Source organism: Caulobacter flavus, from assembly GCF_003722335.1.
In the GTDB taxonomy this organism is placed as follows: Bacteria; Pseudomonadota; Alphaproteobacteria; order Caulobacterales; family Caulobacteraceae; genus Caulobacter; species Caulobacter flavus.
Window position 1 is genome coordinate 4,420,744 of record NZ_CP026100.1, and the last position, 25,099, is coordinate 4,445,842.

Consider the following 25,099-nt stretch of genomic DNA (forward strand, 5'->3'; position numbering starts at 1 on the left):
CGGGTGTCTCCATCAAAGAACGCCGGTGGAGGCTTCCTTGCCTTTCTCGACCAGCCGCAGGCGGTTGTCGACGACTTCGAAGACCGTGACGCTGGCGTGGTCGGGCCGGAAGGCCATGACCGCGCGCGTGCCCTGCGCGGCGGCGAGGGCGGCGTTCAGCGCCACGAAGTGGCTGAAGACGGCGCATCCCTCGTATCGCGCCAAAGCCTCGGCGACCTCGACCGTCCAGGCCAGATAGTCGCGATCGCCCTGGATGTCGGCCCAGTCGCCGGCGAAGGCCTGCTTTAGCCAGGCCGGACGCGCCTCGGGCGAAAGCGCGGCGGGGGTCGGGATCTCGCCGACGGCCGGCTCGATCTCGACCGCGACGCCCAGCAGATCGGCGAGCGGGGCCGCGGTCTCGCGACAGCGGCGCAGCGGCGAGGAGATCACCCGGACCGGGCGCTGCTCCGCCGGCAGGGAGGCCAGCAAGGCGGCGACCGCCCTCGCCTGCTCGCGACCGGTCTCGTCGAGGCCGGGATCGTCGTCGTGGCCGCCCCAGGTCGAGGCCGGCTTGCCGTGGCGGATGACGTGGACGCGCCCCATCAGGCGGCGTCCGGCGTGAACAGATTGCGGACCCCGTCGGGATGGCGCCCGACCGTTCCGGCGCGCCCCACGCCCTCGCGGGCTTCCAGATCGGCCAGGGCCGCCGGATCCTCGGGGGTGTTGGCCACGAACCGCGCGCCGTCCGCCGTGCGGCCGATGACGATCCCCATGCGCGGCCCCTGGCGGGCGTGGACGACGGTGTAGGTCTCGATGGTCGCGCGGCCTTCCGGCGCTTCGGCGATCGGCGGATGCGGCAGGGCGTCGATCTCCTTCTGGATCACGGCCGGATCCTCGCGCCGCCATTCGCCCTCCACCGGCCGGGTGGAATAAACGCCGACCGACTGCTTGGTCAGGAACCAGCCGTTGGCGGTCGACAGGCCGTAGGCGCCGGGCAGCGCGCGCAGCCGCTCCGTCAGCCGGGCCACGGCGTGAAGGCTGTAGTTATTCCCAGGTCCGCCGAAGTAAGGCAGGCCGCCGGTGACGGTCAGGCCGCGCGGATCGTCGAGCGCGATCCCCAGTTCCTCGGCGGCGACCTGCACCGCCGATGGGAAGCAGGAATAGAGGTCGATCACGTCGAGGTCCTCCAGGCCGATCCCAGCCATCTCCAGCGCCCGCTTGCCGGTCAGCCGGATGGCCGGGCTGGAGTGGAAATCCTGGCGCTGCAGCGGGTACCAGAGATCGGCGGCGTCGGCGCAGCCGTGCAGGAACACCCAGCGGTCCTCCGGCACGCCCAGCTCGCGGGCCATGCCGACGCTGGCGACCAGCACGGCGGCCGACTGGTCCACCTCCATGATGGCGTTGAGGTACTTGGGATACGGGTAGCCGACCATGCGATTGCGCTCGGTCACCGTGACCAGTTCCTCCGGCGAGCGCTCGACCGGGAACCAGGCCTCGGGATCGGTCGCGGCCACCGTGGTGAAGGGCGAGAACAGCGCGCCCAGCCGGGCCTGGTGGTCGGAGAGGCTGCGCCCGTCGCGGGCCCGCAGCGCGTTCTCGAACAAGGGATAGGTGTTTACCGGATAGCCCAGGCCGTGGGCGGCCTCCTGCCTGGTCACGCCGGGGCGCGGGTCGCCGATGCGGGCGGGCTTGCTGTCGATGTCGTCGGCCCAGCCGTCGAAGCCCAGGCCGTTTTTCATCCGCTTCATCAGCGAACCAAGGAATTCGGCGCCGGTCACTAGGCCCAGCCGCGACTCGCCGCGGGCGATGCGCTCGGCCAGGACGTTGATGGCCTGTTGGGGGCTGTTGCCGCCGGTCTCGGTATAGACCGCCCAGGCCGGATCCGCGCCGACGGCCCGCGCCAGGCTGGCCGGCGGATCCGACAGGCGGGGAAGCGGCAGTTTCGAAAGACCGCCCGGGGCGTCGATGCTGAACGCTACGACCGCCAGAGCGTCCAATCGCGCAAGAACCGCCCCTTGCAGCCCGGCGTCGGCGACAGCGCGTTTCGCCGCAATCTTCAGCAAATCCAGCGGCGAAGGCGAATTTTCGGCGGGTCCTCGAAAAGTGAACTGGCCCGCGCCGATCAAAACCGGCGTCTCATCGCGCATGTTCACCCCCGTTCAAACGATCGTTTTTGCGATCCTAGGCGGCTATCCGGGCGCGACAAGGCCGTTTCCGGCCACAATTCCGAAATGCATACTTTTCAATCAAACGTCGCTCAAGATTCACTCATATGCCCAAATGCGCGACCGAACCGCGACAATACCTGGAACCCCGACTTGTAGCGCTCCGGGCGGCGTGATCCTTGCCGCTCAAAGTCAGAGGCCATGCGCCGATGGGCGCGGAAGAGACCGATGAAAAAGATCGAAGCCGTCATCAAGCCGTTCAAGCTGGATGAGGTCAAAGAGGCGCTCCAGGACATGGGCGTCCAAGGGATGACCGTTCTGGAAGCCAAGGGCTACGGACGCCAAAAGGGCCACACCGAGCTCTATCGCGGCGCCGAGTACGTCGTGGACTTCCTGCCCAAGATCAAGGTCGAGGTTGTCGTCGAGGACAACCAGATCGACGCCGCCCTCGAGGCGATCACCAACGCCGCCCGCACGGGCCGCATCGGCGACGGCAAGATCTTCGTCTCGGAGATCACCGAAGTCGTCCGCATCCGGACCGGCGAAACCGGTCCGTCCGCCGTCTAGCCCACGGCCCTCTCCTCAGACTTTACTCGCTCAAAGGGGATATCAATGAGCACCGCCAAGGAAATCCTGGACCTGATCAAGGAAAAGGACGTGAAGTACGTCGACGTCCGCTTCACGGACGTTCGCGGCAAGATGCAGCACGTCACCTTCGACATCGATCTGGTCGACGACGAGTTCCTGAACGACGGCACCATGTTCGACGGTTCGTCGATCGCCGGCTGGAAGGCCATCAACGAGTCGGACATGAAGCTGCGTCCGGACCTGAGCTCGGCCATCATCGACCCGTTCTACCAGCAGACGACCCTGGCGCTGTTCTGCGACGTCGTGAACCCGGACGACGGCACCCCCTACAACCGCGACCCGCGCTCGATCGCCAAGGCCGCGCTGAACTACGTGAAGTCGGCGGGCGTGGGCGACACCGTCTACTTCGGCCCGGAAGCCGAATTCTTCATCTTCGACGACGTGCGCTGGTCGACCGCCCCGCACGACACCAGCTACTCGTTCGACTCGACCGAACTGCCGGTGAACTCGGGCAAGGCCTATCCGGAAGGCAACATGGGTCACCGCCCGGGCCCCAAGGGCGGCTACTTCCCGGTCAACCCGGTCGACTCGGCCCAGGATCTGCGCGGCGAAATGCTGGCCGTCATGGGCGAACTCGGCATGAAGCCGGAAAAGCACCACCACGAAGTGGCGCCGGCCCAGCACGAACTCGGCCTGAAGTTCGACACCATGGTCACCATGGCCGACCGGATGCAGCTGTATAAGTACGTGATCCACAACGTGGCCCACGCCTACGGCAAGACCGCCACCTTCATGGCCAAGCCGATGTTCGCCGACAACGGCTCGGGCATGCACGTGCACCAGTCGATCTGGCAGGACGGCAAGCCGCTGTTCGCCGGCGACAAGTACGCCGGCCTGAGCCAGGAGTGCCTGTGGTACATCGGCGGCATCATCAAGCACGCCAAGGCCATCAACGCCTTCTCGAACTCGACCACCAACAGCTACAAGCGCCTGGTGCCGGGCTACGAAGCCCCGGTGAAGCTGGCCTACAGCTCGCGTAACCGCTCGGCCTCGATCCGCATCCCGCACGTCGACAGCCCGAAGGCCAAGCGCATCGAAGCCCGCTTCCCGGACCCGATGGGCAACCCGTACCTGACCTTCGTCGCTCTGCTGATGGCCGGCCTGGACGGCATCATCAACAAGATCGACCCGGGCGCGGCCGCCGACAAGAACCTCTACGACCTGCCGCCCCGCGAGCAGAAGAAGATCCCGGAAGTCTGCGGCTCGCTGCGCGAAGCCCTGGAAAGCCTGGACAAGGACCGCGCCTTCCTGAAGGCCGGCGGCGTCATGGACGACGACTTCATCGACAGCTACATCGAGCTGAAGATGGAAGAAGTGATGCGTCTGCAACTGCACCCGCACCCGGTCGAATTCGAGATGTACTACAAGTGCTAAGCCGAAAGGCCTGAGCACGGAAAAGGCCCGGAACGCGAGTTCCGGGCCTTTTCTTTTGAGCGTCAGTCGCCTGGACCGCGCCGTCGTGCGCGATCGTCGATCAGGCGTCGGCCTGGGCGATCCCCTCGCGGAACTCGTCGGCGGGAACGAACGCCGCGCCCTCCTCGTCCAGCACCCAGGCGCCCTTGAAGGCGGCATGGGCCGGGTCGAGATCCTCGTCGAGCAGGTCGCCCTCGTAGAGGCCGACATTGGTGTAGTCGAAATCAAGCGACAGCTGGCTGGCGAGATCGAGCATCTCGTCGGCCATGCGGCGGGCGTAACCCAGGGCTTCGCTCTCGTTGGAGAACTCGTCCGTCAGGGTGTTCACCTCCGCTGAATCGCTGCCTTGGGTCGCGCTGGTGGTGACGATGGTGAAGGCCGGCATTGGTCATCTCTCGAAGGTGTTGAGCCCCACACCTAATCCCATTCGCCAGGAAGAGCGGCCATATTTTGAAAAATGCTTGGCGGCGCGATCCGATCAGGCCCCTCCGCGAGCGTCCTTCCTGGCCGTGCGATAGCTCTTCTGGGCCTTGCCGAGCCGCCGACGCTCGGCGTCCTTGAACGTCCGGGCCGCCTTTTCCTCCGCCGCGGCCGCTTCCTGGGCCAGCTTCCTGAAGTGATCCCAGCGCTTGGGATCAAGATCCCCGCTCAGGATGGCGCCCTGCACCGCGCAGCCGGGCTCGTTGGCATGGCTGCAGTCGCCGAACTTGCAGGTTTCCGCCAGGCGCTCGATGTCGTCGAACACCTGGTTCACGCCCTCGTCGGCGTCGACCAGCCCAACCTCCCGGACCCCGGGGGTGTCGATGATCAGCCCGCCGCCGGGCAGCAGGGCCAGTTCGCGATGGCTGGTGGTGTGGCGCCCCCGGTCGTCGGCTTCCCGGATCTCCTGGGTGGCCATGCGCCGCTCGCCCAGCAGCGTGTTGACCAGGGTGGACTTGCCGACGCCGGACGAGCCGATCAGGACGCAGGTCTCGCCGGGCGCCAGATGAGCCAGCAAGGCGTCCAGGCCCAGGCCCTCGCGCGCCGACACGATCACGACCGGGCAGCCGGCGGCCAGGGCCTCGACCTCGGCGGCGAGGGACGCCGCCTCGGCGCAGATGTCCGACTTCGTCAGCACCACCACCGGGCGCGCGCCGCTCTGCCACGCGGCGGCCAGGTAACGCTCGATCCGGCGCGGATTGAGGTCGCCGTTCATCGAGGTGACGATGAAGGCCAGGTCGACATTGGCGGCGACGACCTGGGGGGTCTGCACGCTGTCGGCGGCCCGGCGAACCAGGGCGGTGCGGCGCGGCAGCACGGCCTGGATGGTCGCGGTGCGCTCGGGCAGGTTCATCGACAACGCCACCCAGTCGCCGACCGCCGGATGGCCGGCCTCCTGGGCTTCATGACGCAGGCGGCCGGAAAGCTTGGCGCGCACCTCGCCCTGCGCCGTGACGACCAGATAGCCGTTGCGCTGCTGGACGACGACGCGGCCGGCCGCATGGCCCGCGCGCGCGTGAGGCTCGAAAGCCTTCGCCAGCAGGTCGGACCATCCGTATTGCTCGATCAAGTTGGGCTTCCATGGGTCAGCGCTGCATCGGCCCACCGCCTAGCAGCAAAACGACACGCGCCGGAAGCCGGATCGCGACGGCCGAAGGATACAGCCGATCCTGCCGGAGGCCTACAGCCCCACCCCGCCCACCGGCGTCGTCTCGAAGCGATGGCCGAAGCCGGCGATGATCGGGCGAGCCTTGGCGATGGCGGCCTGCACCGCCGGCAGCTTCAGAGAACCCGCGTGGCTTTCCTTGTCGGTCCAGACCTCGGTGATCCAGATCGCGTCGCCGTCGGCCGGATCCAGCGCCAGGATGTAGGACAGGCAGCCGGGCATGGCGCCCGTGCCTTCCTTCAGGATGGCCACCAGTTCGTCCCGCTTGCCGGGGGCGGCCTTCATCTGGCCGATCAGTCCGTACATTGTCTTTCCCTCAGCAGCAGCAGCAGCAGCGATCGGCGGCGCGAGAGCCGCCGCCGCGCCGCCGATCATAACCAGACGCCGGTCGACTTCTGTCAGCATGCCGTCAGGAGGCCTTGCATTCGCCGTCGTGGGCGACGCTGACGCCCTGGCCGGCGGCGCTGCAGGCGTTGCCGTAGGTCTTGCCGTCGCAGCCGCAGACGGGGCGATAGTCCATCGTGCAGGCCTGCGGGCGCGGCCGGCAGATCCCCGAGGCGTCGGCGACGGTCCGGCAGGCGCCGACCGGCATCACGCAGGACAGGCCCTCGCCGCACTGGAAGCCGGCGATGCCGCCGCACATGCCGCCTTCGGCGACGGGCGCGCGCGACATCGGAGGCGGAGCCCCCGTGGAGGGGCCGGCGGGCTGGCCCGCGCAGGCGCTGATCAGGAGAGCGGCCGCCAGGCCGAGCCAGGGACGCAAGCTCATCGTGTTCCTCCCACGCGGATTCGACTTCAGGTCGCGATCCTCGCACGAAGCGCGCGCGACAGACAAACGCCGCGATCTGGGAAAAATGGGGCGCCGTGCTGCTTGATCAGGGGTCTGAATTGGTCTGTCCTCGCGGCCTCTTCGAGAGTCGGGGAAAATTGATGACACGATGGGGTACGACGGCCGCGGCCGTCAGTCTGCTCGCGCTGGGGCTTTCGGCCTGCGCCACGACCGGGACCACGGCCAAGCCGCAAACGTCCGCCAAGCCGGCCGAGAAGGCCGAGTCCAAGCCGCTGCCCAAGGGGCTGGACGGCGAGGCCTCGTCAGGCTTCCCCTCCACCTACGTCGCCCTGCCCTCGCGCCCGACGGCCTTCGTCGGCGCCACGGTGCTGACCGCGACCGGCCAGCAGATCGAGAACGGCGTGGTCGTCGTGCAGGACGGCAGGATCCTCGCCGTCGGCGGCCCCGAGACCGCGATCCCGGCCGGCGTCGTCACCGTCGACGCCAAGGGCAAGTGGATCACGCCCGGCATCATCGACTCCCACAGCCACCTGGGCGTCTATCCCTCGCCCGGCGTCTCGGCCAAGTCGGACGGCAACGAGGCCACCGATCCCAACACCGCGCAGGTTTGGGCCGAGCACTCGGTGTGGCCGCAGGATCCGGGCTTCAACCGCGCCCGCGCCGGCGGGGTGACCACGCTGCAGATCCTCCCCGGCAGCGCCAACCTGTTCGGCGGCCGCTCGGTGACGCTGAAGAACGTGCCCTCGACCACCATGCAGGGCATGAAGTTCCCCGGCGCGCCCTACGGCGTGAAGATGGCCTGCGGCGAGAACCCCAAGCGCGTCTACGGCGGCAAGAGCCGCTCGCCCTCCACCGCGATGGGCAACGTCTTCGGCTATCGCAAGGCCTGGATCGACGCGGCCGACTACGCCCGCAAGTGGGACGACTACCGCGCCAAGAAGGACAAGGGCGAGAAGGCCGACGCGCCCAAGCGCGACCTGCAGCTGGAAACCCTGGCCGGCGTCCTGAAGGGCGAGATACTGGTGCAGAACCACTGCTATCGCGGCGACGAGATGGCCGTGATGATCGATGTGGCCAAGGAGTTCGGCTACAAGATCACGATGTTCCACCACGCGGTGGAGAGCTACAAGGTCGCCCCCTTGCTGGCCAAGGAAGGCATCTGCTCGGCCACCTGGGCCTCGTGGACCGGCTTCAAGATGGAAAGCCTGGACGGGATCGACTCCAACGCCGCCATGGTCTGGAAGGCCGGCGCATGCGTGGTCATCCACTCCGACGACCCGATCATGACCCAGCGCCTCAACCAGGAGGCCGCCATCGCCATGACCGCGGGCAACAAGATCGGCTACGGCATCACCCGCGCCGAGGCCATCAAGTGGATCACGGCCAATCCGGCCAAGGCCATGGGCATCGCCGACAAGACCGGCAGCCTGGAAGTGGGCAAGGCCGGCGACATCGTGGTCTGGAACCGCGATCCGTTCAGCGTCTACGCCCAGGCCGAGCAGGTCTATATCGACGGCGCCCTGACCTACGACCGCAACGACAAGCGTTATCAGCCCAAGTCCGACTTCGAGCTCGGCCAGCCCGGCCAGGGAGCGTTCAACTGATGATCCGGTCTCCTCTTCTTTACGGCCTCCTCGCCGGCGCCGCCCTGTGCGCCGTCGCGACCGGCTCGGCCTCGGCCCAGACCTTCGCCATCGTCAACGCCCGCATCGAGCCGGTGTCGAGCGCGGCGATCCCGTCGGGAACCATCCTGGTCCAGAACGGCAAGATCGCCGCCGTCGGCGCCGGCGTCGCCGTGCCGGCCGGCGTGACCACGATCGACGCCAAGGGCGGGGTCGTGACCCCGGGCCTGGTGGCCCCGTCGTCGAACATCAGCGCCTCTGAGATCGGCGGCGTGCGCGAGACGCGCGACGACGGCACCGGCAATGCGCTGTCGGCCGGCTTCGACATCGCCTACAGCGTCAACCCCGCCTCGCCGATGATCGGCCTGGCCCGCGACGGCGGCGTCACCAGTTCGGCCGTGACCCCGGTGCTGTCGGGCGCCGGCGGCGGGTCGCACGAGCACGCCGACGACGGCGTGGTCGAGGAGATGACCGCCGGCAAGGACGGCGGCGGCGATCCGCCGCTGTTCGGCGGCCAGGCGGCGTTCGTGCGGCTGAAGGCAGGCGAGGCCGACATCGTGAGCAAGTCGAAGACCGCGGTGACCCTGTCGCTGGGCGAAGCCGGGGCCCGCGCGGCCGGCGGGTCGCGCGGCGCGGCCATCGTGCTGGTCAAGTCGGCCCTGCAGGACGCCCGGGCCTTCGCCAGGAACCGCGCGGCCTTCGAACAGGGCGCCACACGCGACTACAGCCTCTCGCGCCTCGACCTGGAGGCCCTGGTTCCGGTGGTGCAGGGCAAGACCCCGCTGCTGATCCGCGCCCACCGCGCTTCGGACATCCGCCTGGCCCTCAAGCTGGCGGCCGAGGAGAAGATCAGGATCATGCTGGAAGGCGCCGAGGAAGGCTGGCTGGTCGCCGGCGAGATCGCCAGGGCCGGCGTGCCGGTGATCGTCGACACCCAGGCCGACCTGCCCGACAGCTTCGAGACCCTTGGCTCGCGCCTCGACAACGCCGCCCGCCTGAACGCGGCCGGCGTGACCGTGGCCATCAACGGCGCGCGCGACTTCAACAACCTGCGGCAGGAGCGCCTGAACGCCGGCCTCGCCGTCGCCAACGGCCTGCCCTACCCGGCGGCCCTGGCGGCCATTACCCTGACCCCGGCCAAGATCTGGGGCATGGCCGACCAGATCGGTTCGCTGGACGTCGGCAAGACCGCCGACCTGGTGCTGTGGACCGGCGATCCGCTGGAAACCACGACCTGGGCCGACAAGGTCTTCGTCGGCGGCGTCGAGCAGCCGGCCGACAGCCGGCAGAGCCAGCTGCGCGACCGCTACGCGGCGGGCGACAACGGCATGCCCCCGGCCTACCGCTAGGACGACCAGACGGCCCGTTCCCACCAGGAGCGGGCCGTCGCTTTTCGAGGGAAGAGATGGAAGCCGCCACCGTGGTCATTCGCCCCTACCGGACGGACGACGCGCCCCACATGGCCCAGCTCTACTACGACGCCGTCCACGGCCTTGGCCGGCGCGAATACTCCGCCGCGCAGACGGCCGCCTGGGCCCCGGCGCCGCTGCAACCGATCGACGTACTGACCCGCGCCGCCGACGGCCGGACGACCTTCGTGGCCGCCGACGCCGAGGATCGGGCCGTGGCCTATGTCGACCTCGAGGCCGACGGCCATGTCGACCACCTCTACTGCCATCCCGACTTCGCCGGACAAGGAGTGGCCTCCCGCCTGCTTGAGACGGTGATCCAGCACGCCGCCGAGCAAGGGATCGCGGCCCTGTACGTCGAGGCCAGCGAACTGGCCCGGCCGGTGTTCGAGCGCCACGGCTTCGCGGTGACCGCCAGGCGCGACTTCGAGGTGCGCGGCGTGCCGATCCACAACTACGCCATGCGGCGCGACCTGGCCTGAGCCGGGCCGAAGACGGCTTCGCCGACCGAGATCGATCGACGAAGCCTCGCATCCGTCAGGTGGTCCAGGTGATCTTCACGATCGAGGGCCGATCGCTGTTGTAGGACACCGTGTGCTGTTCGCGACGGCTGGCGGTGATGGCCAGCTTGTAGGTGTCGCCGGTCTGGTCGGTGAAGGCCAGGTTGATGCTGCCCGAGAAGATGCCCGACGGCCCCTGGGCGTCGACCTGCACCTGGTAGCTGTAGATGCCGGCGTTGGGCACCAGCTGGATGCCGTAGACCTTGCCTTCGCTGTTGCCGACGATGCACGAGCTGAGGTCCGTGCTTCCGTTGATCGAGACGGACGAACCGACCGGCAGCAGGCCCGTGGCCGTGCCGTTGGTGTCGCCGCAGTCGCTGGTGGTGAATTCGGCCGTCCCCGCCTGCGCAGTCGCAGTCGTCATGACGCTTCTCCCTCTTCCGCTGGACCGCCCGCCGCTCGGGTCGGTGGAAGGAAGCATCCGCTCAACCCAGAGAGACATCAACGAAAATGCTCGTGAAAATTGTCACAATCGTGCATGCACACTAAAGCTGCAAGCCAATCCCCAAGCAGCGCTTTCCTTGGGGGCGAGCTCGGGTCATACGGGGCGAGACACCCGAATCGACGCAAAATCACCCGATGTCTTCCAAAGACCCCAACTCGCTGTTCTCGCTGTTCGACGACGACGCCCTGGCGCCGCCGAGCGCTCCGCCGTTGCCCGCCCGCGAACCGCATCCGCAGCCCAAGCCGCAGCCGCCGCCTCCCCCGCCTCCGGGCAAGGTCGAGGCCGCGCCCGCCCCGTCGTCGGGCGGCTACGACGCCAGCTCGATCGAGGTGCTGGAAGGCCTGGAGCCCGTGCGCATGCGTCCGGGCATGTACATCGGCGGCACCGACGAGCGGGCCCTGCACCACCTGTTCGCCGAAGTGCTCGACAACTCGATGGACGAAGCCGTGGCCGGCTTCGCGAAATCGATCGAGGTCAAGCTCGACGCCGACGGCTACCTGTCGGTCAAGGACGACGGCCGCGGCATGCCCGTGGACCCGCACCCCAAGCATCCGGGCAAGTCGGCGCTGGAAGTGATCATGACCGTCCTGCACGCGGGCGGTAAGTTCAGCGGCAAGGCCTACGAGACCTCGGGCGGCCTCCACGGCGTGGGCGCCAGCGTCGTCAACGCCCTGTCGGAACTGGTCGAGGTGACGGTCTGGCGCGACGGCTTCGAACACCGCCAGAGCTTCGCCCGCGGCAAACCGCTGGGTCCGGTCGAGAAGATCCAGCCCAGCCGCAAGCGCGGCACCATGGTGCGGTTCAAGCCCGACGAGCAGATCTTCGGCGAGGGCTGCGCCTTCAAGCCGGCGCGTCTGTACCGGATGACCCGGTCCAAGGCCTATCTGTTCCGCGGCGTGCAGATCAAATGGTCCTGCGCGCCCGAGCGCATCCACGACCAGACCCCGCCCGAGGCGGTGTTCCACTTCCCCAACGGCCTGGCCGACTTCCTGGCCGAGCGCACCAAGGGGCTGGAGACGGTCACCCCGACCAGCTTCTCGGGCCGCATCGAGCGCGAGGGCGAGGCCGGCGCGGTCGAATGGGCCGTCACCTGGACCCCGCGCGGCTTCGGCGAGCACGACGGCTTCATGCAGTCGTACTGCAACACCGTGCCGACGCCCGAGGGCGGCACGCACGAAAGCGGCTTCCGCGCCGCCCTGACCAGGGGCCTCAAGGCCTATGCCGACCTCAAGGGCGAGAAGCGCGGCACGATCATCACCGCCGACGACGTGGTGGCCCAGGCCGGCGCGCTGATCTCGGTGTTCATCAAGAACCCCGAGTTCCAGGGCCAGACCAAGGAAAAGCTGTCGACGACCGAGGCCCAGCGCTTCGTCGAGAACGCCCTGCGCGACCCGTTCGATCACTGGCTGACCGGCAGCCCCAAGGCCGCCCAGGCCCTGCTGGAGTTCGTCATCGAGCGGGCCGAGGAACGCCTCAAGCGCCGCAAGGACAAGGAAGTCTCCCGCGCCAGCGCGACCCGCAAGCTGCGCCTGCCGGGCAAGCTGGCAGACTGCGCCGGCGGCGCGGTGGACGGTGCGGAACTGTTCATCGTCGAAGGCGACTCGGCCGGCGGCTCGGCCAAGCAGGCGCGCAACCGCAAGAACCAGGCGATCCTGCCCCTGCGCGGCAAGATCCTGAACGTGGCCTCGGCCTCGGGCGAGAAGTTCACGGCCAACAAGGAACTGTCGGACCTGATGCTCGCGCTCGGCGCGCAGGGCGGCGCCAAGTACCGTGAAGAGGATCTGCGCTACGAGCGGATCATCATCATGACCGACGCCGACGTCGACGGCGCGCACATCGCCTCGCTACTGATCACCTTCTTCTACCGGACCATGCCGGACCTGATCCGGGCCGGCCGCCTGTACCTGGCCCTGCCGCCGCTCTATCGCATCAGCCACGGCGGCAAGACCGAGTACGCGCGCGACGACGCCCACAAGGACGAGCTGCTGGCCACCATGTTCAAGGGCAAGAAGCCCGAGATCGGTCGCTTCAAGGGCCTGGGCGAGATGATGGCTTCGCAGCTGAAGGAAACCACCATGGACCCGGCGGTCCGCACCCTGGCGCGCGTGACCCTGCCGCGCCACGAGGAAACCGTCGAGGACCTGGTCGAGACCCTGATGGGTCGCAAGCCCGAGCTGCGCTTCAAGTTCATCCAGGACAACGCGGCCTTCGCGGCGGACGACCTGGATCTGTAACCGCTGCGCGGCCCCTCAGTCGCTCCGCGACAGCTCCCCCAGAGGGGCGCATCTGAGGCCGTAGATCCTCCCCCTCTGGGGGAGGTGGCCCGGAGGGCCGGAGGGGGTTGGCGTCAGCCGATCAACGCCCGCGCCGCGGCCCGCGCGGCCTCGGTGATCTCGGCGCCCGACAGCATCCGCGCGATCTCTTCCTCGCGCTCGGCGGGCGAAAGGGGCTCGACCCTGGTGCGGGTCGAGGTGTCGTCGCCGGACTTGGAGATGCGCCAGTGGGCGTCGCCGCGCGCGGCCACCTGGGCCGAGTGGGTGACCACCAGAACCTGGGCGCCCCCCTGCCCTTCGCCGGACGCCAGGCGCTTCAACCGCAGGCCGACCGCGTCGGCCACGGCCCCGCCGACGCCCTGGTCGACCTCGTCGAAGATCATCAGCGGCTGGGGACCGCCGCCCTTCCCGGCCAGCGCCGCCTTCAGCGCCAGGGCGAAGCGGGCCAGTTCGCCGCCCGACGCGATGGCCTCCATCGGACCGAACGGCGCGCCGGGATTGGTCGAGATCTCGAAGGCGATGCGGTCGAGGCCCGAGGGACCGGCCTTGTCCTCGTCCAGCGGCTCCAGCGCGACGCGGAACCGGGCCTTCTCCAGCTTCAGCGGGCCAAGCTCGGCCTCGACGGCCTTGGCCAGGCGGTCGCCGGCGGCGCGGCGCTCGGCCGACAGCGCCTGGGCGGCGTAGAGATAGGCCTCGCGGGCCTCGGCGGCCTGGGCCTCGGCGGCGACCAGGGCTTCGGCCGAGGTCTCGACGGCCTGCAGGCGGGCGGCGAACTGCGCGCGGACCGCCGGCAGATCCTCGACCAGCACGTTCAGCTTGCGGGCCATGCCGCGCAGGGCGAACAGGCGCTCCTCGGTCTTTTCCAGGCGGTCGGGCTCGAACTCGAAGCTCTCGGCGGCCGCATCGATGATCGCACTGGCCTCCTGGGCCTCGACGAGCGCGCGGTCGACGGCGTCGCAGGCGGCGGCCAGGCGGGTCATGGCCGGACCGTCGGCGGGCGCGCCGGCGTTGGCGGCGCGGTCACGGGCCCGCTCCAGGGCGCGGAAGGCCGAGGCCAGCTTGCCCGACAGGTTGTCGCCGCCCAGGGCGTCCTGCGCGGCGGCGATGTCGGCCAGGGCCTTCTCGGCGGAGCCCAGCAGGGCCCGCTCCTCGGCCAGGGCGGTCTCCTCGCCCTCGCGCGGGTCGAGGCGATCCAGTTCGGACAAGCGAAGGGTCAGTTCCTCGGTCTCGGCCGCGGCGCGGTCGGACAGGGCCTTCAGCTCGGCGGCGGCCTCGCGGGCGGCGCGCCAGCCGCTCCAGGCCGAGGCCACGGCCCCCACGCTGACCTGGCCGTAGGCGTCCAGCAGGGCGCGGTGGGTGCGCGGATCGAGCAGGCCGACGGTCTCGTGCTGGCCGTGCACCTCGAGCAGCAGGCCGCCCAGGTCCTTGAGCACCCCGACGCTGGTGGCCTGGTCGTTGACGAAGGCGCGCGAGCGGCCGTCGGGCGACAGCTGGCGGCGCAGGACCAGGTCCTCGTCGCGGGCGTAGTCCAGGCCCTTGTCGTCGAGATAGGCGAAGGCGGGATGATCGGGCGCGAGGGCGAATATCGCCGTGGCGCTGGCGTGGCCGGCGGCCCCTCGCCGCACAAGGCCGGCGTCGGCGCGGGCGCCGGTGGCCAGGCCCAGGGCGTCGAGAATGATCGACTTGCCCGCCCCGGTCTCGCCGGTCAGCGCGGTCAGGCCCGGCCCGATGGCCAGGTCGAGGCTCTCGATGAGCACCACGTCGCGGATGGAGAGACCGATCAGCATGGCCGGAAGGATCACCGGGAATCGGGCTTTTTCAAAGAGGAAGCGGTAGTCGCTTGAGAACAAAAGAAAAACGGGCTGTTTTGCAACGGCCCGCTTTCGCTTACATCCCCAGGACGCCCATCAGGCCGCCCTTTTTCTTCTTCTCGCCTGGAGGCGCCAGGGTAGCGCCCTTGTCCTTGTTGAAGGTGCGGTCGATCAGGTTGCGCTTGTTCCCGGCCTTCAGCGGCTCGACGGCCGGCTTCAGGCCCGCGTCGTTCAGCAGCTTGTAGGCGTCGGCGTACCAGCGATCGCCCGGGAAGTTGTAGCCCAGCACCGCGCCGTTGCGCTTGGCCTCCTCGGTCAGACCCAGGGTCATGTAGGCCTCGACCAGGCGGTAGAGGGCTTCCGGGGTGTGCGAGGTGGTCTGGTGGCGGTCGACGACGGTCTTGAAGCGACCGATGGCGGCCAGGGTCTTGCCGTCGCGCAGGTACCAGCGACCGATGGCCAGTTCCTTGCCGGCCAGTTGGTCGTTGACCATGTCGATCTTCAGGCGGGCGTCCTGGGCGTATTCGCTGTTGGGATAGCGCTGGACCACGTCGCGCAGCGCGGCGAGCGCCTGCTCGGTGGCGGCCTGGTCGCGATACACGTCGACGATCTGTTCGAAGTAGCAGATGGCCTTCAGGTAGTAGGCGTACGAGGCCGAAGGATTGCCCGGGTACAGCGAGATGAAGCGGTCGGCGTCGCCGATGGCGTCGGCGTACTGGTTGCCCTGGTAGTGGGCGTAGCCGGTCATCAGGATCGAGCGGCGCGACCATTCCGAATAGGGGTGCTGACGCTCCACCTCGCGGAAGTAGTCGACAGCCTCGTTCCAGTTGCCGCGATCCAGGCGATTGGCGCCGGTGGAATACAGCAGCTCGACCGGACGCTCCTCATAGGCCAGCGTCGGCTTCTTGGGCTTGCCCGCGCAGGCGGTGACCGACAGAGCGGCGAGCACGGCCACGATGGAAACGGCCGAACGTCCCGAGATTTTGCGAAGCACGGACTCTCTCACCCTCGAAGCAACCTTGCGCGCCCCCGCGCCGAACCAAGGCTTCTACACCACGTCGATGCGGGCGCAAACGAAAGCCGAGCGGCGGGAGCGATCCCCCGTTTTTGTCAGACCGCTTCGGCCAGCTCCGGCGCATAGGCGCGCCAGCGCCAAGCGCGCGGTTGCTCCATCAACGCACGAACAGCGGCGTTATTGAGGCCGTGCCCAGCCAGAATTCCTTCGAACCTGCCAAGGATCGGAGCGCCGACGACATAAAGGTCGCCGACGGCGTCCAGGGCCTTGTGGCGCACGAATTCGTCCGAGCGGCGCAGGCCCTCGGGGTTGAGCACGCGATCGCCGTCGATGACCACGGCGTTCTCCATCGAGCCGCCGCGGGCCAGGCCGATGTCGCGCAGGGCCTCGACCTCGCGCAGGAAGCCGAAGGTGCGGCAGTTCGACAGTTCCTTGCGGAAGCTGGCTTCGTCGATGACGAGGTCGACACGCTGGCGGCCGATGGCCTTGCTGGCGAAGGCGATCTCGAAAGCGACCTCGAAGGATTCGGCCGGGGTCAGCGTCGCGCGCTTGTCGCCCTCGACCACCTCGATCGGCGCGAGAATCTCGATGTAGCGGCGGGCCGCTTCCTGGCGACGACGGCCGGCGCGGTCGAGGATCTGGACGAAGGGCTCGGACGAGCCGTCCATGATCGGCACTTCCGGGCCGTCCAGCTCGACGACGCAGTTGTCGACCGACAGGGCGGCCAGGGCGGCCATCAGGTGCTCGATGGTCGAGACGCGCACGTCGGCGGCGTTGGCGATGACGGTGCCCAGCTGGGTCTGCACGACGGCGTCGCCGCGAACCGCCACGCGGTTGTCGCGGTCCTGGACGTCGGTGCGCACGAAGACGATCCCGCTGTCGGGGGCGGCGGGGCGCACGGCGACGCGCACGTGCGCGCCCGTGTGCAGGCCGATCCCTGCGAAGATCACCGGCCCTGCGACCGTGTGCTGATGATAAGGCGAAACCGACACGAGAAACCTTTGTAAACTTGGGAGCGGCTCTGCGGCCGCCTATTCGTCCCCATTTACCGTCTACGAGCTTCGCCGCGACGCAGCAACGCAAGTCCTGTTTCGGATTGTTACCTTCATAAGTCGTTGTCGGATATGGCCTTTTGGACACCTGAAGGGCCAAATTCCGCCACCTTCGCTAACGGCGCCGCAGCATGGAGCAAAGCTTGCCCTTCGGGCTGGCCTCGCCGGCACGGCCCCGCTAGGCTCGCGCCGTTTTTGGCAACCTTGCCGCCTGGACCACGACTTCCATGACCAAGACCTTGCGCCTCGCCGCTTCCGCCCTCGCCCTGTCGCTGGCCGCCTTCGCGGTCGTCCCGGCCGCCGCCCAGGCGGCCCAGGCCCAGGAGGGGCGCGGCTTCACCGCCAAGGACATGGTCACCCTCGACCGCGTCAGCGAGCCGAAGGTGTCGCCGGACGGCCGCCAGGTGATCTACCTGGTGCGGACGATGGACCTGCCGGCCAACAAGGCCTTGTTCTCGCTGTGGCTCGCCGACCTGAAGGCCAGGATCGCGCCGCGCCGCCTGGCGGTGTCGGACGGCGGCGTCTCCAGCGCCCGCTGGTCGGCCGACGGCAAGAGCATCTGGTTCCTGTCGGGCCGCGCGGGCTCCGACCAGGTGTTCCGCACCGACGCCGCCGGCGAGACCGCCGTGCAGGTGACCAAGGCCCCGTTCGACGTCGGCGCCTTCAAGGTATCGGTCGACGGCAAGACGGTGGTGGTCAGCCAGGCCGTCTTCCCCGACTGCCCTACCCTGGCCTGCACCCAGGAGCGCCTGGACCAGAAGAAGGCCCAGAAGACCACCGGCGTCGTCTACGATAAGCTGTTCATCCGCCACTGGGATACGTGGAACGACGGCACGAAGAACCACCTCTACGCCTACGGCCTTGACGCCTCTGGCGTGGCGACGGGCGAGCCCGTGGCCCTGATGGCCGGCTTCGACGGCGATTCCCCGACCAAGCCGTTCGGCGGCGACGAGGACTTCACCATCAGCCCCGACGGCAAGACCGTGGTGTTCTCGGCCAAGATCGCCGGCCGCGACGAGCCCTGGCAGACCAACTACGACCTGTGGTCGGTTCCGGTCGACGGCTCGGCCAAGCCCGCCAACCTGACCGAAGACAACAAGGCCTGGGACGCCCAGCCGACCTTCTCGCCGGACGGCAAGACGCAGGCCTGGCTGGCCATGAAGCGCCCGGGCTTCGAGGCCGACCGCTTCGGGATCATGGTCCGCGAGAACGGCAAGGTGCGTGAAGTGGCCCCCGCCTGGGACCACTCGGCCCAGTCGATCACCTTCAGCGCCGACGGCAAGACGATCTACACGACCGCCGAGGACGTGGGCCAGACCAAGCTCTTCGCCATCGACGTCAAGAGCGGCAAGGCCACGGCCCTGACCGGCGAAGGCCACGTGGGCGCGTTCAGCGCGGCCGGCGGCTCGACCGTCGTCGCCCAGGACAATCTCAAGACCCCGGCCCAGCTCTACGCCCTGCCCCCCCAAGGTAAAGGAAAGGCGGGCGCGCCGATCCAGCTGACCGGCCTCAACGCCGACAAGCTGCAGGGCGTGGCCATGGGCGAGGCCGAGCAGTTCAGCTTCAAGGGCTGGAACGACGAGACCGTGCACGGCTATCTGGTCAAGCCCGCCAACTTCGATCCGGCCAAGAAGTATCCGGTGGCCTTCCTGATCCACGGCGGCCCACAGGGCAGCTTCGGCAACCTCTTTCACTACCGCTGGAACGCCCAGACCTACGCCGGCGCCGGCTATGCCGTGGTGATGATCGATTTCCACGGCTCGACCGGCTACGGCCAGGCCTTCACCGACGCCATCAGCCAGCACTGGGGCGACCGTCCGCTCGAAGACCTGCAGAAGGGCTGGGCCTTCGCGACCCAGAAGTACGGCTTCCTCGACCAGGACCGCGCCTGCGCCCTGGGCGGCTCGTACGGCGGCTTCATGATCAACTGGATCGCCAGCCAGTGGAAGGAGCCGTGGAAGTGCCTGGTGAACCACGACGGCATCTTCGACAGCCGCTTCATGGGCTACTCGACCGAAGAGCTGTGGTTCAGCGAGTGGGAGAACGGCGGCACGCCGTGGCAGGGCAACACCACCTACGCCAAGTTCAACCCGGCCGACCACGTGGGCGAATGGACCGTGCCGACCCTGGTCGTGCAAGGCCAGAACGACTTCCGCGTGCCGCTGGAACAGGGCATCGCCACCTTCACGGCCCTGCAGCGCAAGGGCGTGCCCAGCAAGCTGCTGTACTACCCCAACGAAAACCACTGGGTGCTGAAGGCGCAAAACTCGGTCCAGTGGCACGACGAGGTGCTGAGCTGGCTGAACCAGTGGACGGGGAAGTAGGCGCCCAAACTCCTCCCTCGCTTTAGCGGGGGAGGAACCACGATCAGATCCGGCCCGTCGCGACCGCCCAGGTCAGGCGGGCCTTTTTTTCGAGCTCGCCCATCTCGCGCCCCTTGGCCTGGCGCGCGGCCAGGGCGGCGGGCGCGACCGCGGGGAAGGCCGCGATCGGCAGCCCCTTCAGCTCGGCGGCGGCGGCCTTGCGCTGCGCGGCCACGCGGGTCTCGACGTCGGCGGCGGTCCAGTCCAGCGGCAGGCGCGAGCGGCCGGCCAGCTTCAGGCGCCAGAGACCGGCCAGGCCGTAGGCGCGCGCGGCGGCCCGGACGGCCCGGGCGTCGGCGGCGGGATCCAGACGTCGCGCCGTCAGCACCGCCAGGGCGCCGGCGGTGGCGTCGACATAGGCCAGCACCGCCGCCTCGTCGGCGAACGGCTCCTCTTCCAGATCGGCGAGACGGGCCTCGGCCATGGCGGCCAAGGCGGCGGGATCGACGCCAGAGGCGGCCAGGGCCTCGACGGCGGGATGCTTGCGCGGCGCCTTGCCGGCCGCCAGCTCCTCCATCGCCTCTCGCCACCAGGTCAGGCGGATCTCGCCCATAAGGGCGCTGGTGACGCCGCCGGCCACGCGGGCCAGTTCGTAGTTGAAGGCGATCAGCGCCACCACGTCGGTCCGCGCCGGGATGTCGGAGACGAAGCGGCTGGCCAGCCAGCGATCGTTGTCCATGCGGCGGACCAGATCGTCGAGGCCGGAATCGTAGGGATTGTCGGGGGCGGCGGACATGACGCGGCTTATGCCCCCCTCTTGCCTGGAGAGAAAGGCCCGCCGCACCGGCGGGCCTGGGCCCAAGAAAAAAGGCCCCGCCGATCCGGCGAGGCCTCCTTGCTCCAGGATCGTCCGGCTCAGCCGAACAGCGTCTGGTACATGGTCATTGTCACCAGCATCGGGATGCTGAGCAGCAGGTTGATGCGCGAGAACAGCATGGCGAGCTTGCCGGCCTTGGCCTTGGTCTCGTCGTCGGCCGGCACGAGGCCCAGGGCGCGCTTCTGGTTCGGCCAGATCACGCCCCAGACGTTGAAGAACATCACCGTGGCCAGCCACATGCCCATGCCGATGAAGGTGAAGCCCATGTCGACGCCGCGCTGGTAGCCCTGCCAGGCGCCCAGGGTCATGGCCTCCATCAGGTAGCCGCGGTTGAAGGCCACGATCATGCCCATCAGCCAGGTGGCCAGGGCCGACCAGCGGAACCAGAACAGCGCCTCGGGGGCAATGTACTTGCTGACCGCCGGCTTCAGCTCGGCGGGGATGGTCGGCATCACCCGCATCTGCACGAAGTTGAAGTAGTAGAGCAGTCCGATCCACAGGATGCCGAACAGCACGTGCAGCCAGCGGAACACCGCCTGCCAGTAGGCGCCGTGGAAACCGTTGGGGCTGTGCCCGAAGCCGAACACCATCACCATCGCCAGCACGAAGCTGACGATGATGGTGCTGCGGAAGTTGGTGAGAATCCCAGTCAATTCAGCCCCCTGAGCCGTGTCTTGCGGCGCAGGATAGGCGGTGCGGGAGAGTCGGGGAAGCGACCCCCTCGGTCGCTGCGCGACAGCTCCCCTGGAGGGGAGCATCTTCCTTCCAGGTCCCCCCCTCTCGGAAAGGCTGCCCGGAAGGCCGGAGGGGGTCCTAGACCGCGATCAGGGCCGCGGCGAGCCGGCGGCCTTCGCTGGCCAGCACGTTGTAGGTGCGGGCGGCGGCCTCGGTGCTCATGAACTCGAGACCCAGGCCCGCGGCCTTCAGCGCGTCGCGCACAGGGCGCGGCGGCAGGGCGTTGGCCAGACCCATGCCCAGCAGCACGAACTCGACCGCGCCGCCGGCGGCGAACACCGGGGCGAAGGCCTCCGGCGTCAGGTCCGCCACGCTGGCGACGGCCCAGTCCTGCGGCTGGTCGTCGATGACCAGCAGCGAACCGGGCCGCCAGACGCCGGAAACCCGGAAGCCGCCGCCGCCCCAGGCGTCGATCGACGGGGGCTGGCGCGGGGTCAGCGCCTGGCTCACGGCTGGCTGGCCGCGCCGAGCTTGACCGGCTTGGCCTCTTCGTCGCCGCGCTTGACGCCCCAGACCAGGATCAGGGGCAGAGCGATGTAGATCGACGAATAGGTGCCGATGGCGATGCCGAACACCATGGTGAAGACCAGCGGGAACAGCACCGGGCCGCCGAAGATCATCGTGCCGCCCAGCGCCAGCAGCGCGGTCGAGCCGGTGATGATCGTCCGCGACAGACGCTCGTTCTCCGACAGGTCGATGATGTCGCGCAGCGGCGTGGTCTTGTACTTGCGCAGGTTTTCCTTGAGGCGGTCGAAGGTGATGACCTTTTCGTTCATCGAGTAGCCGATGACCGTCAGCAGGGCCGCGACCGAGGTCATCGAGAACTCGATCTGCATCACCGACAGAATGCCCAGGGTCAGGATGATGTCGTGGAACACGGCCACGACGGCGCCCACGGCGAACTGCCACTGGAAGCGGAACCAGATGTAGCCGAGCATCAGCAGCAGGGCGATGCCGAGCGCCTTGAAGCCGCCAAGCAGCAGTTCGCCCGAGACCTTGGCGCCGATGACGGTCGGCGCCGGCATGGTCATGCCGGGGAACTTGGCGATGATCTCGGTCTTGATCCGGTTGGCCTCGACGTTGGCGTTGACGCCTTCGGTCGGCAGGAAGCGGATCATCGCCGAGTTGGCCGAGCCGAAGCCCTGGACCTGCACGTCGTGCGCGCCGGTGGACTTGGCCACCTTGCGCAGTTCGTCGAGGTCGATGGCCGTGGGCATGCGGGCTTCGAGAGCGACGCCGCCCTTGAAGTCGATGCCCAGGTTCAGGCCCTGGGTGAAGAACGACACGCCCGACCCGACGATCAGGATGAGCGAGAAGATCGCGGCGACCGGAGCCCAGCGCACGAAGCGGTAGTGGGTCGAGCGCGGGATCAGGCGAATGAGGGGCCAAGCAGCCATGAGCTTTGATCCTTACGCGATCGGCAGCTTCTTCGGCTTGGCGGCCTTGAACCACCAGCCGATGAGCACTTGAGTGATGATGATGGCGGTGAACAGCGAGGTGAACACGCCGATCGCCAGGGTCCAGGCGAAGCCCTTCACGGGGCCCGAGCCGAAGCTGAACATGATGCCGGCCGAGATCAGGCTGGTGATGTTGGCGTCGAGGATCGACACCAGCGCCAGCTTGTAGCCGGTGTCGGCCGCCGACATGGGCGACCTCCCGGCCGCGGCCTCGTCGCGCATCCGCTCGTAGATCAGCACGTTGGCGTCGACGGCGACGGCGAGCGTGAGGATCAGGCCGGCGATGCCGGGGAAGGTCAGCGTCGCCTGGCTGAACGACATGATGCCGACGATCAGCAGCACGTTGGCCACCAGGGCCAGGGCCGCGAACACGCCGAACAGGCCGTAGGCCAGGATGATGAACACGAACATCGCCGCCGCGCCGATGGCCAGCGAGATGGCGCCCGCTCGCACGGCGTCCGCGCCCAGTTCGGCGCCGACGGTGCGTTGCTCCTCGATGTTCAGCTGGGCCGGCAGCGCGCCCGAACGCAGCAGCAGCGACAGTTCGCTGGCGCTTTCGACGGTGAAGTTGCCGGTGATCTGGCCCGAGCCGCCGAGGATCGGCGTCTGGATGGTCGGGGCCGAGATGACCTTGTTGTCGAGGACGATGGCGAAGCGCTTGCCGATGTTGCGGGCGGTGGCGTCGCCGAATTTCTTGGAGCCCGAACCGTTGAAGCGGAACGAGACCACCGGACGGCCGCTCTGGCCGTCGAAGGCCTGCTGGGCGTCGACCAGTTCCTCGCCCGAGACCACGGCGCGCTTCTTCAGCGCGTAGGCCGGGGCGTAGCCGTCGCCGCTGGGCACCATCACGGTGCCGGGAGGCATGCGGCCCGAGGCCATCTCTTCGGGGGTGACGGTCTCGTCGACCATCTGGAAGGTCAGCTTGGCGGTCTTGCCGATGACGGCCTTCAGGCGCTCGGGATCGCTTTCGCCGGCGGCCTGGATGACGATGCGGTCCGCGCCCTGGCGGGTGATCGTCGGTTCCTTGGTGCCCAGGCTGTCGATACGGCGACGGATGGTCTCGATCGACTGGTCGACGGCCTTGGAGGCGTCGGCGCGGGCGGCGTCCGGCGAGAAGGTCAGCTCGATGCGCTGGTCGGCCCGGGTGGCGACGTTGACGTCGGTGCCCACGCCGCTGGCCAGCGGGCTGCCCAGCTTGCGCAGTTCGGTGACCGCGGCGTTGACCTTGGAGGCGTCGTCGATGCGCACGCCGATCACGCCGTTGGCCTGAGCCAGGCCGTTGAAGTCGATTCCCGCGGTGCGCAGGGTGTTGCGGACGTCCTCGACGAGGTTGTCGAGCCGCTCCTTGCGCAGCTGGGCGGTGTCGACCTCATAAAGGAGGTACGACCCGCCCTGGAGGTCGAGGCCCAGGTTCAGCTTCTGCTTGGGAACCCATCCCGGCAGGGCGTCTAGCGTCTTCTGCGGCAGAAGATTCGGCAGGGTGAAGACGATGCCGAAGATCACCGACAGGGTGACGAGGACAATCTTCCAGCGGGATAGGCTCAGCATGGACTACGAGGCTCTCGACGACGCCAGGGGCGCCAGGGCGGGCTTGATACGAACTAGACCTAAGCTCAGTTCTTCGGGTCGTTGGCCGGGGCCGGTTCGCCCTTGGCCGTGACTTCGGTGATCATGCCCTTGCGGACCTTCACCGTGACGCCTTGAGCGATCTCGACGCCGACTTCTTTCTCTTCAACCCGCACGACCTTGCCGATCACGCCGCTGGACAGAACGACATTGTCGCCGCGCTTGATGTTGTTCAGGGTCGCGAGGTGTTCCTTTTGGCGCTTCTGCTGAGGACGGATCAGCATGAAGTAGAACAGCACGACCATGAGGATGATCGGCGCGATGCCGATGAGCTGCTGCTCCAGGCCACCAGAGGGGTTCATAACGTCTCCACGAATTTCTGCGGGCGGAGCGCCTGAAATAGGGTCCCCGCCAAGTCGGCGGAAGCTATGCGTTCACCTCCTCTTTTGCAATGAGGGCGCGAGGGCGTTAGGAGCGTGGCCATGACCGAAGCCGCCCTGCCCCTGCTCGCCCGCATCGCCGACGCCCTGGATCGCCTGGCCCCGGCCGCCCCCGCCGCTCCCAGCTTCGGCGGCGCGCGCCTGTTCCGGCACGAGCCGGTCAGCGGCGCCTTCCTGCCCGCGCCCGACTACGCCATGGACATCGAGCTGCTGGTCGGCATCGAGCGCCAGAAGGACCGCTTCCTGCAGAACCTGCGCCGGTTCGCCACCGGCCTGCCCTGCAATCACGTGTTGCTGTGGGGCGTGCGCGGCACGGGCAAGAGCTCGCTGACCAAGTCGGCCTTCATGGCCCTGGCCGCCGAATATACCGACCTGAAGCTGGTCGAGGTCGACCGCGACGAGGTCGCCGCCCTGCCCCCGCTGTTCGACGCCCTGCGCGTGCGCGCCGAGCGCTTCGTGGTGCTGTGCGACGACCTGTCGTTCGAGGATGGCGCGGCCGCGGCCAAGGCCCTGAAGTCGGCGCTGGAGGGTGGCGTGGCCGGTCCGCCGGAGAACGTGCTGTTCGTGGCCACTTCGAACCGCCGCCACCTGATGCCCCGCGACCACGCCGAGAGCCAGGGCGCCATCGCCTCGGCCGAGAACGCGGAAGAGGAAATGAGCGTCTCCGACCGCTTCGGCCTGTGGATCGGCTTCCCGCCCATGGACCAGCCGACCTATCTAGCGGCGATCAACACCTATGCCGAACGCTTCGGCCTGACGGTCGAGAACCTGGAGCGCCGGGCCCTGCAGTGGTCGCAGCTGCGCGGCGCGCGCTCGGGCCGCGTGGCGTGGCAATTTGTCCGCGACCTGGCCGGCGAACTGGGCGTACGTTTGCCCGGATAACAACTTCCGGGG

Annotated in this window: 24 protein-coding genes; 8 read left to right on the plus strand and 16 right to left on the minus strand. The window is 68.5% G+C overall.

All coding sequences use genetic code 11. From position 1 onward, the window contains the following. Positions 1–12: 12 nt before the first annotated feature. Together C1707_RS20085 and C1707_RS20090 are read right to left on the minus strand one after the other, a co-directional pair. Positions 13–582, minus strand: a complete 570-nt coding sequence (locus tag C1707_RS20085; protein WP_101715709.1) for a histidine phosphatase family protein — start codon at positions 580–582, stop codon at positions 13–15. Then, complete coding sequence (locus C1707_RS20090) at positions 582–2,126, minus strand: acetyl-CoA acetyltransferase (protein ID WP_101715710.1); 1,545 nt, start codon at positions 2,124–2,126, stop codon at positions 582–584. The genes C1707_RS20085 and C1707_RS20090 overlap by 1 nt, the downstream gene beginning before the upstream one ends. 246 nt (positions 2,127–2,372) lie before the next feature. Between C1707_RS20090 and C1707_RS20095 the strand changes: the two genes are divergently transcribed. Together C1707_RS20095 and glnA are read left to right on the plus strand one after the other, a co-directional pair. After that, positions 2,373–2,711 (plus strand): P-II family nitrogen regulator, encoded by a 339-nt coding sequence (locus C1707_RS20095; protein WP_101715711.1) that lies wholly within the window; start codon positions 2,373–2,375, stop codon positions 2,709–2,711. 45 nt (positions 2,712–2,756) lie between these two features. Next, the gene (glnA, locus tag C1707_RS20100; protein ID WP_101715712.1) at positions 2,757–4,166 is read left to right on the plus strand and encodes a type I glutamate--ammonia ligase; all 1,410 of its coding nucleotides are present in this window, start codon (positions 2,757–2,759) and stop codon (positions 4,164–4,166) included. Between the two features lie 100 nt (positions 4,167–4,266). On the opposite strand, the gene C1707_RS20105 is transcribed toward glnA, so the two are convergent. The 4 genes from C1707_RS20105 to C1707_RS20120 form a co-directional block, all read right to left on the minus strand. Continuing rightward, positions 4,267–4,590, minus strand: coding sequence for a hypothetical protein (locus C1707_RS20105; RefSeq protein WP_101715713.1), 324 nt, complete (start codon positions 4,588–4,590; stop codon positions 4,267–4,269). 93 nt (positions 4,591–4,683) lie between these two features. After that, positions 4,684–5,754 carry a ribosome small subunit-dependent GTPase A gene (gene rsgA, locus C1707_RS20110; protein WP_101715714.1) on the minus strand — a complete coding sequence of 357 codons (1,071 nt, stop codon included), beginning with the start codon at positions 5,752–5,754 and terminating at the stop codon, positions 4,684–4,686. A 111-nt stretch (positions 5,755–5,865) separates the two neighbouring features. Beyond that, entirely contained in the window at positions 5,866–6,156 is a 291-nt protein-coding gene (locus C1707_RS20115) for a putative quinol monooxygenase (RefSeq protein ID WP_205686794.1), read from the minus strand. 103 nt (positions 6,157–6,259) lie between these two features. Beyond that, a complete protein-coding gene (locus C1707_RS20120; protein WP_101715715.1) occupies positions 6,260–6,619 on the minus strand; it encodes a Kazal-type serine protease inhibitor family protein in 360 nt (119 codons plus the stop codon). Between the two features lie 161 nt (positions 6,620–6,780). On the opposite strand from C1707_RS20120, the gene C1707_RS20125 reads away from it, so the two are divergent. The 3 genes from C1707_RS20125 to C1707_RS20135 are packed head-to-tail and all read left to right on the plus strand — an operon-like array spanning position 6,781 to position 10,153. Next, positions 6,781–8,244 (plus strand): amidohydrolase, encoded by a 1,464-nt coding sequence (locus C1707_RS20125; RefSeq protein WP_101715716.1) that lies wholly within the window; start codon positions 6,781–6,783, stop codon positions 8,242–8,244. Beyond that, complete coding sequence (locus C1707_RS20130) at positions 8,244–9,611, plus strand: amidohydrolase family protein (RefSeq protein WP_101715717.1); 1,368 nt, start codon at positions 8,244–8,246, stop codon at positions 9,609–9,611. The genes C1707_RS20125 and C1707_RS20130 overlap by 1 nt, the downstream gene beginning before the upstream one ends. Positions 9,612–9,667: 56 nt before the next feature. After that, positions 9,668–10,153: a GNAT family N-acetyltransferase gene (locus C1707_RS20135; RefSeq protein WP_101715718.1), complete on the plus strand. Its 486-nt coding sequence runs from the start codon at positions 9,668–9,670 to the stop codon at positions 10,151–10,153. 55 nt (positions 10,154–10,208) lie between these two features. On the opposite strand, the gene C1707_RS20140 is transcribed toward C1707_RS20135, so the two are convergent. Further along, positions 10,209–10,595 carry a hypothetical protein gene (locus tag C1707_RS20140; RefSeq protein ID WP_101715719.1) on the minus strand — a complete coding sequence of 129 codons (387 nt, stop codon included), beginning with the start codon at positions 10,593–10,595 and terminating at the stop codon, positions 10,209–10,211. 215 nt (positions 10,596–10,810) lie between these two features. Here C1707_RS20140 and parE point away from each other — a divergent pair, with 215 nt between their 5' ends. Then, positions 10,811–12,910 carry a DNA topoisomerase IV subunit B gene (gene parE, locus C1707_RS20145; protein WP_101715720.1) on the plus strand — a complete coding sequence of 700 codons (2,100 nt, stop codon included), beginning with the start codon at positions 10,811–10,813 and terminating at the stop codon, positions 12,908–12,910. A 113-nt stretch (positions 12,911–13,023) separates the two neighbouring features. Here the strand turns inward: parE and recN are convergent, their stop codons facing one another. The 3 genes from recN to lpxC form a co-directional block, all read right to left on the minus strand. Further along, positions 13,024–14,736 (minus strand): DNA repair protein RecN, encoded by a 1,713-nt coding sequence (gene recN / locus C1707_RS20150; RefSeq protein ID WP_101715765.1) that lies wholly within the window; start codon positions 14,734–14,736, stop codon positions 13,024–13,026. Between the two features lie 100 nt (positions 14,737–14,836). After that, a complete protein-coding gene (locus C1707_RS20155) occupies positions 14,837–15,766 on the minus strand; it encodes an outer membrane protein assembly factor BamD (protein ID WP_101715721.1) in 930 nt (309 codons plus the stop codon). Positions 15,767–15,870: 104 nt separating this feature from the next. Then, positions 15,871–16,767 carry a UDP-3-O-acyl-N-acetylglucosamine deacetylase gene (gene lpxC, locus C1707_RS20160; RefSeq protein WP_101715722.1) on the minus strand — a complete coding sequence of 299 codons (897 nt, stop codon included), beginning with the start codon at positions 16,765–16,767 and terminating at the stop codon, positions 15,871–15,873. A gap of 287 nt (positions 16,768–17,054) precedes the next feature. Between lpxC and C1707_RS20165 the strand changes: the two genes are divergently transcribed. Continuing rightward, positions 17,055–19,151, plus strand: coding sequence for a S9 family peptidase (locus C1707_RS20165; protein WP_101715723.1), 2,097 nt, complete (start codon positions 17,055–17,057; stop codon positions 19,149–19,151). 43 nt (positions 19,152–19,194) lie between these two features. Here the strand turns inward: C1707_RS20165 and C1707_RS20170 are convergent, their stop codons facing one another. The 6 genes from C1707_RS20170 to yajC form a co-directional block, all read right to left on the minus strand. After that, complete coding sequence (locus C1707_RS20170; protein WP_101715724.1) at positions 19,195–19,926, minus strand: squalene/phytoene synthase family protein; 732 nt, start codon at positions 19,924–19,926, stop codon at positions 19,195–19,197. Between the two features lie 119 nt (positions 19,927–20,045). Next, on the minus strand, positions 20,046–20,660 hold the full coding sequence (locus tag C1707_RS20175; RefSeq protein WP_101715725.1) for a urate hydroxylase PuuD: 615 nt from the start codon (positions 20,658–20,660) through the stop codon (positions 20,046–20,048). Positions 20,661–20,820: 160 nt separating this feature from the next. Next, complete coding sequence (locus C1707_RS20180; RefSeq protein WP_101715766.1) at positions 20,821–21,180, minus strand: Mth938-like domain-containing protein; 360 nt, start codon at positions 21,178–21,180, stop codon at positions 20,821–20,823. A gap of 8 nt (positions 21,181–21,188) precedes the next feature. After that, positions 21,189–22,139: a protein translocase subunit SecF gene (secF, locus tag C1707_RS20185; protein WP_101715726.1), complete on the minus strand. Its 951-nt coding sequence runs from the start codon at positions 22,137–22,139 to the stop codon at positions 21,189–21,191. A 12-nt stretch (positions 22,140–22,151) separates the two neighbouring features. Continuing rightward, positions 22,152–23,747, minus strand: coding sequence for a protein translocase subunit SecD (gene secD, locus C1707_RS20190; protein WP_101715727.1), 1,596 nt, complete (start codon positions 23,745–23,747; stop codon positions 22,152–22,154). 65 nt (positions 23,748–23,812) lie between these two features. Next, a complete protein-coding gene (gene yajC, locus C1707_RS20195; RefSeq protein WP_058350310.1) occupies positions 23,813–24,127 on the minus strand; it encodes a preprotein translocase subunit YajC in 315 nt (104 codons plus the stop codon). A 120-nt stretch (positions 24,128–24,247) separates the two neighbouring features. Between yajC and C1707_RS20200 the strand changes: the two genes are divergently transcribed. After that, positions 24,248–25,087, plus strand: a complete 840-nt coding sequence (locus C1707_RS20200; protein ID WP_101715728.1) for an ATP-binding protein — start codon at positions 24,248–24,250, stop codon at positions 25,085–25,087. Positions 25,088–25,099: the final 12 nt, after the last annotated feature.